The 6657-nt window shown below is 67.0% G+C and carries 5 protein-coding genes; 4 read left to right on the top strand and 1 reads right to left on the bottom strand.

The features are described 5' to 3' along the window. Window positions 1–4 precede the first annotated feature (4 nt). Both BHE01S_RS24215 and BHE01S_RS24220 read left to right on the top strand, forming a co-directional pair. Window positions 5–1498, top strand: coding sequence for a cache domain-containing protein (locus BHE01S_RS24215; RefSeq protein WP_042268550.1), 1494 nt, complete (start codon window positions 5–7; stop codon window positions 1496–1498). Between the two features lie 2 nt (window positions 1499–1500). Beyond that, window positions 1501–2166: a response regulator gene (locus tag BHE01S_RS24220; protein WP_042268572.1), complete on the top strand. Its 666-nt coding sequence runs from the start codon at window positions 1501–1503 to the stop codon at window positions 2164–2166. A 74-nt stretch (window positions 2167–2240) separates the two neighbouring features. On the opposite strand, the gene BHE01S_RS24225 is transcribed toward BHE01S_RS24220, so the two are convergent. Continuing rightward, entirely contained in the window at window positions 2241–2849 is a 609-nt protein-coding gene (locus tag BHE01S_RS24225) for an MlaC/ttg2D family ABC transporter substrate-binding protein (RefSeq protein ID WP_042268551.1), read from the bottom strand. Window positions 2850–3090: 241 nt separating this feature from the next. Here BHE01S_RS24225 and hpnN point away from each other — a divergent pair, with 241 nt between their 5' ends. Together hpnN and BHE01S_RS24235 are read left to right on the top strand one after the other, a co-directional pair. Beyond that, complete coding sequence (gene hpnN, locus BHE01S_RS24230; protein ID WP_042268552.1) at window positions 3091–5718, top strand: hopanoid transporter HpnN; 2628 nt, start codon at window positions 3091–3093, stop codon at window positions 5716–5718. Beyond that, window positions 5715–6657: MlaA family lipoprotein (locus BHE01S_RS24235; RefSeq protein WP_042268553.1), on the top strand; the 943-nt coding region annotated here is incomplete at its 3' end. The genes hpnN and BHE01S_RS24235, both read left to right, overlap by 4 nt.

Genomic DNA, 6657 nt, shown 5'->3' on the forward strand with positions numbered 1-6657 from the left:
CGTCATGCCCGCCCCATTTTTCTTCGCCGACCGCCGCCTGAAGACGAAAATCTTCCTGCTTGCGGTCGTGCCGTTCCTCGCCGCCATTGCCGGCATCGGGATCGGCGTGCGCCAGCAGGCCACGCAGCTCGCGCAAACGCAGCACGCGACCATGCAGAGCGCCTATCTGTCGAGCAAGGAGATCGAGCTGCGCCATTATGTGGAGCTGGCCACGAGCGCCATTGCGCCGCTCTACGCGCCCGAGGACAACGCGAGCGCCGCGATGCCCGCGCCCGGGAGCGAAGCCGACCGCCAGCTGGCCGCACTAGCCGTGCTGCAGAAGATGGACTTCGGCCCCGACGGCTACTTCTTCGTCTACGACATGCACGGGCGCTCGCTCATGCATCCGCGCGAGCCTGCGCTCGTCGGCCAGGATCTCTGGAACCTGCGCGACCCACAGGGCGCGCTCACGATCCAGCAACTGATTGCCGCAGCCCGGCGCGGCGGCGGCTACGTGCGCTATATGTGGCACCGGCCGTCCACGGGCAAGCTCGCGCCCAAGCTCGGCTACGTCGTGCCGCTGCCGCGCTGGGGCTGGATGATCGGCACCGGCATCTATCTCGACGACGTCGATTCGACGCTCGCGCACATCGACGAGCGCGCCTCCGCGAATATCGAGCACACCATTCAGTGGCTCGGCGTGATCGCACTCGCGGGCGTGCTCGTGATCGCGCTCGGCGCGCTCGTGCTCAATGTGAGCGAGCACCGCAGCACCGATGCCAAACTCAAGCGCCTCGCGCAGCAGGTGGTCGAGTCGCAGGAGCAGGAGCGGGCGCGGCTCTCGCGCGAACTGCACGACGGCATCAGCCAGATGCTCGTGTCGGTGAAGCTGCTGCTGGAGTCGGCGCTGGCGCGCTTCGAGCGCGGCGAAACGCGCGTGCCTGCCGCCGAAGCGTCGCTCGCCACCGGCCTCTCACGTCTTTCCGACACGCTGCGCGAAGTGCGCAGCATCTCGCACGCGCTGCGGCCCTCGATGCTCGACGACCTGGGCCTTGCAGCCGCGCTGGAGCAGCTCACACGCGAGATGGCCGGGCAAACCGGCATCGAGATCGCCTTCACGCAAACCGCGCCAAAGCCGGCGAGCCGGAAGACGCGAGTCCCCACGCTGCCGGACGCCGTCAACACCGTACTCTTTCGCATTGCGCAGGAAGCGCTCACCAACATCGTGCGGCATGCGCAAGCGGCCCGCGCCGCGCTCACGCTCGAGGTCGCCGCGAGCGGCGTGACGCTCGGCATTGCCGACAACGGCCGCGGCTTCGACGTGGCGCACGCGCTGGCCGACCCGCGCGCGGGTCTGGGCCTGCGCAACATGCGCGAGCGCCTGGAGTCGCTCGGCGGCCGTCTCGACATCACCTCGCAGCCGGGACACACGCTCGTCACCGCGTGGGTGCCGATTGCGTCCGGTGCAGCATCCCATGCAGCATCGAAAGCCGCCGCCGTACCGGGAACGCCGACATGACGATGACGAATGCAAACGTGAACGATTCGACCAGCCCGGGCGCGAGGCCCGCGCGCCTCGTCCTCGTGGACGATCATCCGCTCGTGCGCGACGGCCTGCGCGCACGGCTCGAAGCCGTGCCGGGCTTCGAGGTGGCGGGCGAAGCCGGCAACGCCGACGAGGCCATCGCGCTCGCTGCGTCGCTCGAACCCGATCTCGTGCTGATGGACGTGGGCATGGCCGGCGTGAACGGCATCGCGCTCGCGGGCATTTTCCACGAGCGCTTTCCGGCCATCCGCGTATTGATGCTGTCGATGCACGACAACGTCGAATACGTGACCGAGGCGGTGCGCGCGGGCGCGAGCGGCTACGTGCTCAAGGATTCGCCGGCCACCGAAATCATCCGCGCGATCGAGGCGGTGCTGGCCGGCCGCACGTATTTCAGCGCGGGCTTGAGTGCGCGCATGATCCAGGCGTCTGCGCGCAGTACGCCCGTCGAGCGTCTCACGCCGCGCGAGCGGGACATACTCGACGCGCTCGCGCAAGGACTCTCGAGCAAGCAGATCGCGCAGCGCGAGGGACTTTCGGTGCGCACGGTGGAAACGCACCGGCTCAACCTCAAGCGCAAGCTGGAGATCGAAGGCCAGGCGGAGTTGATCAAGTTCGCGGTGGAGCACCGCAGAAAGTGAAACGGGCGCTTCGGGTTACCCGGAGCGCCGGCCAGGTCACAATGCGTGTGCAACCACCGATCGAGGTGCGGCGCTCAGCCGCGCGCGTTGTGGTCGACGAGGAACTTGATGAGCCCGTCGATGCCGCCCTTGGCGATCTGGTCGGCGAATTGCGTCTGGTAGACCTGGATCAGCCAGGCGCCCATCATGTTGATGTCGTAGATCTTCCAGCCGTTGGGCGTTTGCGCGAGGCGGTAGTCGATGGCGTCGTCGCCGCCGTTGCTGATCACATGCGACTGCACCACTGTGTCTTTCGCGCCGGCACCCGTGTTCGAGGGTGCGAACTTGAAGGTCACCTGGGTATCGCGCAATTGCGAGAGCGACGAGGCGTACGTCTTCACGAGCAGGAGTTGAAATTGCTCATACAGCTTCTGCTGTTGTTCGGGCGTGGCCGTCGCCCAGGGTTTGCCAACGGCGATACGCGTGGTGCGTTTGAAGTCGGTGGCGGGAACGAAATGGGTCTCGACCACCTGGGTAATCTTGTTCATGTCGCCGCCGCGCGCCTGCGGGTCGGCCTGCATCGCCTTCACGGTGCCTTCCACGGCGGCCTTCACGACGGCGTCCGGCGTGGTCTGCGCGAACGCGGCGCCCGAAACGCCCGTGAAACAGGCGGCGACGAAAAATGCGGTCAGGTAACGTTTCATACGCTCTTCTGGAACAGTGAAATTCAGACGCCGGTACAGTGCGACTCAGTGCGTGCGGTTAACTGCAAGTGCAATCACGTAACCTTCGCGCCGCCGGCTGGGCCAGTATAACGGCTTGGCAGATGCGCTGCCTGGGCGCCGCCTCGAGCCAGGTGTGCGTGACCCGCGCCGGGACGGCCGGGGCCGGTATACTTGTACGTTTCGCGTCAAAGAACCTAATTGACAGGGCCCCCTCGCCTGTATGCTGAAGCCATTCATCATTAGCCTCGTCGCCTGGTCGGTGCGCCGCGCGGCGTGGGTGATCACACTTGCGGTCGTGCTTGCCGTGCTCTCCGGCGTGTACGTTGCGAGGCATTTCAAGATCAACACCGATGTCAGCGGTCTCGTCGAGAACACGGCCGAATGGGCCGCGTTGAGCGACGCCAAGGACAAGGCGTTCCCGCAGCGCGCGAGCTCGCTGCTCGTCGTCGTCGAGGCCGACGCCCCCGAGCTCGCCGACGCCGCCGCCGACAAGCTCGCGCAAGCGCTCCAGGCCGACTCGCGCGAATTCAGCGCCGTCTCGCAGCCCGCGGGCGGCCCGTTCTTCCAGCACAACGGCCTGCTCTTTCCGTCCACGGCCACGGTGCTCTCGACCACGGGCCAGCTCGTGCAGGCGCGCCCGCTCGTGAACCAGTTGGCGAAGGACCCGAGCCTCGCGGGTCTGGCCGGCACGCTCACGACCACGTTGCAGCTGCCGCTCACGATCGGCCAGATCAAGTTGCCGCAAATGGCGAATCTGCTCGGCAGCGCCGCCACCGTCGTCGACGAGGTGCTCGCCGGCAAGCCCGCGGCGTTCTCGTGGCGCGCGCTCGTCGACAAGGACTCGGCCGCGAAGCCCGCGTTCGCGTTCATCACCGTGCAGCCGGTGCTCAACTTCGCCGCGCTCAAGGCGGCCGCGAACGCGTCTGAGGCGATCCGCGCGACCGCCGCCTCGCTGCATCTCGACAGCGAATTCGGCGCGCGCGTGCGCCTCACGGGCGAACAGCCGCTCGCCGACGACGAGTTCGCCTCGGTGCAGGACGGCGCCGCGCTCAACGGCGCGATCACGCTCGTCGTCGTGCTCGCCATCCTGTGGCTCGCGCTGCGCTCGGGCAAGCTGATCGGCGCGACGCTCATCACGCTCGTGATCGGTCTCGTCATCACGGCCGCGCTCGGCCTCATGATGATCGGCTCGTTCAACATGCTCTCGGTCGCCTTCATGGTGCTGTTCGTGGGGCTAGGGGTCGATTTCGGCGTGCAGTTCGGCGTGAAGTATCGCGAGGAGCGCTTTCAGGACGGGCGGCTCGACGCCGCGCTCCTCAAGACCGCGCGCACCATCGGCGTGCCGCTCACGCTCGCGGCCATCGCCGTGGCCGAAAGTTTCTTTTCCTTCCTGCCGACCGCCTACAAGGGCCTCTCGGAACTCGGGCAGATCGCGGGCGTGGGCATGTTCGTGGCGTACGTCTGCAACATGACGGTGCTGCCGGCGCTCATCCGCGTGTTCAATCCCAGAGGCGAGCGCGCCTCGCCGGGCTTCGCGTTCCTCGCGCCCGTCGACAGGTGGCTCGCCGGGCATCGCAAGCCCGTGCTGATCACCACGCTCATCATCGTGGTGGGCGCGACGCCCCTGCTGCTGCATCTGCGCTTCGACTTCAATCCGCTGCATCTCAAGGATCCGCATACCGAGTCGATGGCGACGCTGCTCGCGCTCAAGAACTCGCCCGTCATCTCGATCAACGACGTGAGCGTGCTCGCGCCGTCGCTCGAAGAAGCCGACAAGATTGCCGCGCGGCTCTCGAAGCTGCCGGAGGTGGCGCGCGCCACCACGCTCAGTTCGCTCATTCCCGACGATCAGCAGCAAAAGCTCATGCTGATCTCGAGCGCCGCGCAGCAGCTTCTGCCCGCGCTCACGCAGCAGCCGTCCTCGCCCGTGACCGACGAAGTGCGTGTGCAGACGCTCAAGCGCGCGGCCAACCAGCTTTCGCTCGCCGCAGGCGACCATCCGGGACCGGGCGCGGCTGAGGCGAAGCATCTGTCCGACTCGCTCATGAAGCTCGCGAACGCAAGCCCGGCCACACGCGATCGCGCCGAAACCGCCTTCAGCCTCACGCTCAAGCTCGCCTTCGCGCAGCTCGCGCGCCTGCTGCAGCCCTCGGAAATCACGCGCGAAAACCTGCCGCCCGAGATGGTGCGCGACTGGGTGGCGCCGACCGGCCAGGCGATCGTGGACGTCGCGCCGCGCGTGCCGCCGGGCGTCGATCCCAACGATGACGTGATGCTCGCGCGCTTCGCGCACGCGGTGAAGGCGGCGGAGCCGAACGCGATCGGCGGCCCGATTTCGATCCTGCACTCGGCGAACGTGATCATCCTCGCGTTCTTCCAGGCAGCAGGATGGTCGGTGCTGCTCATCACGGCGCTCCTCTGGATCACGCTGCGTAATTTCGGCGACGTGCTGCGCACGCTCATTCCTCTGCTGGTATCGGCGCTCGTCACGCTCGAACTGTGCGTCGTCTTTGGAATTCAGCTAAATTTCGCCAACATCATCGCGCTTCCCCTGATGCTCGGCGTTGGCGTCGCATTCAAAATCTATTTCGTGATGGCCTGGCGCGCGGGGCAGACCGGCCTCCTGCATTCGAGCCTCACACACGCGGTGCTTTTTTCCGCCGCGACCACGGCCACGGCGTTCGGGAGCCTGTGGCTATCGCATCATCCGGGCACGTCGAGCATGGGCAAGCTGCTCGCGCTGTCCTTGTTCTGTACGCTCATAGGCGCCGTCGTGTTCCAGCCGGTGCTGATGGGCAAGCCGCGCGCAAAACGCGCGAGATCGGAAATTCAAGGGATCGACCAATGAAGAAGAATCAAGCCGCGCTCACCATGGCGGCGGCGGGCCTGGCGCTCCTCGTGACGTCGGGCTGCGCCACGGGCCCCGACCGCAAACCGGGCGATCCGTTCGAGCCCGCGAATCGCGCGATTTTCACGTTCAACGACAAACTCGACACCTACATCGCGCAGCCCGTCGCCAAGGGCTACCAGAAAGTGACGCCTCAGCCGCTGCGTCAGGCGATCACGAACTTCTTCTCGAACATCGGAGACGTCGACAACTTCGCGAACAACGTGCTGCAGCTGAAGATCACCGATGCCGTGCAGGATCTGATGCGTATCGCGATGAACACGACCTTCGGTCTGGGCGGCCTGATCGACTTCGCAACGGCGGCGGGGCTGCCCAAGCATCATCAGGACTTCGGCCTCACGATGGGCCATTACGGCATGCCGGCCGGCCCATATCTCGTGCTGCCGCTGTTCGGACCCAGCTCGGTGCGCGACGGCATCGGCATGGCCGTGGACGTGAAGTTCAACGTCATCAACTACTTCGAGCCGGCGGTGCGCAACCCGATGTATCTCGCGCAGTTCATCAGCGCGCGCGCGGATCTGCTCGGCGCAACCGACCTGCTCAAGCAGGCGGCGCTCGACCCGTATTCGTTCGTGCGCGACGCCTACCGCCAGCAGCGCGAATCGCTGATTCGCGGCTCGCGCGGCAACAATGCGCCGCTGCCCAATTACGGCGAGCCGGACGGCGAGGCAACCCCGAACGAAAACGGGGCGCCCAGTTACGAGGACCCGGGCGAATCGGGTGGTGCGGGCGGCGGCGCGGGTGGCGCGCCGGCCCCCGGCGCATCGAACAGCGGTCTGCCGAACTACGAGGATCCAGGCGAGGGGAGCGCGGCGGGCGCCACCGGGGCTGCCGCTGCGAGCGGCGCGGCGGCGACGGGTGCGGCCGCGGCGGGCGCGG

The organism is Paraburkholderia heleia NBRC 101817, from assembly GCF_000739775.1.
In the GTDB taxonomy this organism is placed as follows: domain Bacteria; phylum Pseudomonadota; class Gammaproteobacteria; order Burkholderiales; family Burkholderiaceae; genus Paraburkholderia; species Paraburkholderia heleia.

Excerpts from the sequence above, each read along its gene's own strand:
- BHE01S_RS24215 (WP_042268550.1), top strand. The coding sequence starts at position 5 with ATGCCCGCCCCATTTTTCTTCGCCGACCGCCGCCTGAAGACGAAAATC.
- BHE01S_RS24220 (WP_042268572.1), top strand. The coding sequence starts at position 1,501 with ATGACGAATGCAAACGTGAACGATTCGACCAGCCCGGGCGCGAGGCCC.
- BHE01S_RS24225 (WP_042268551.1), bottom strand. The coding sequence starts at position 2,849 with ATGAAACGTTACCTGACCGCATTTTTCGTCGCCGCCTGTTTCACGGGC.
- hpnN (WP_042268552.1), top strand. The coding sequence starts at position 3,091 with ATGCTGAAGCCATTCATCATTAGCCTCGTCGCCTGGTCGGTGCGCCGC.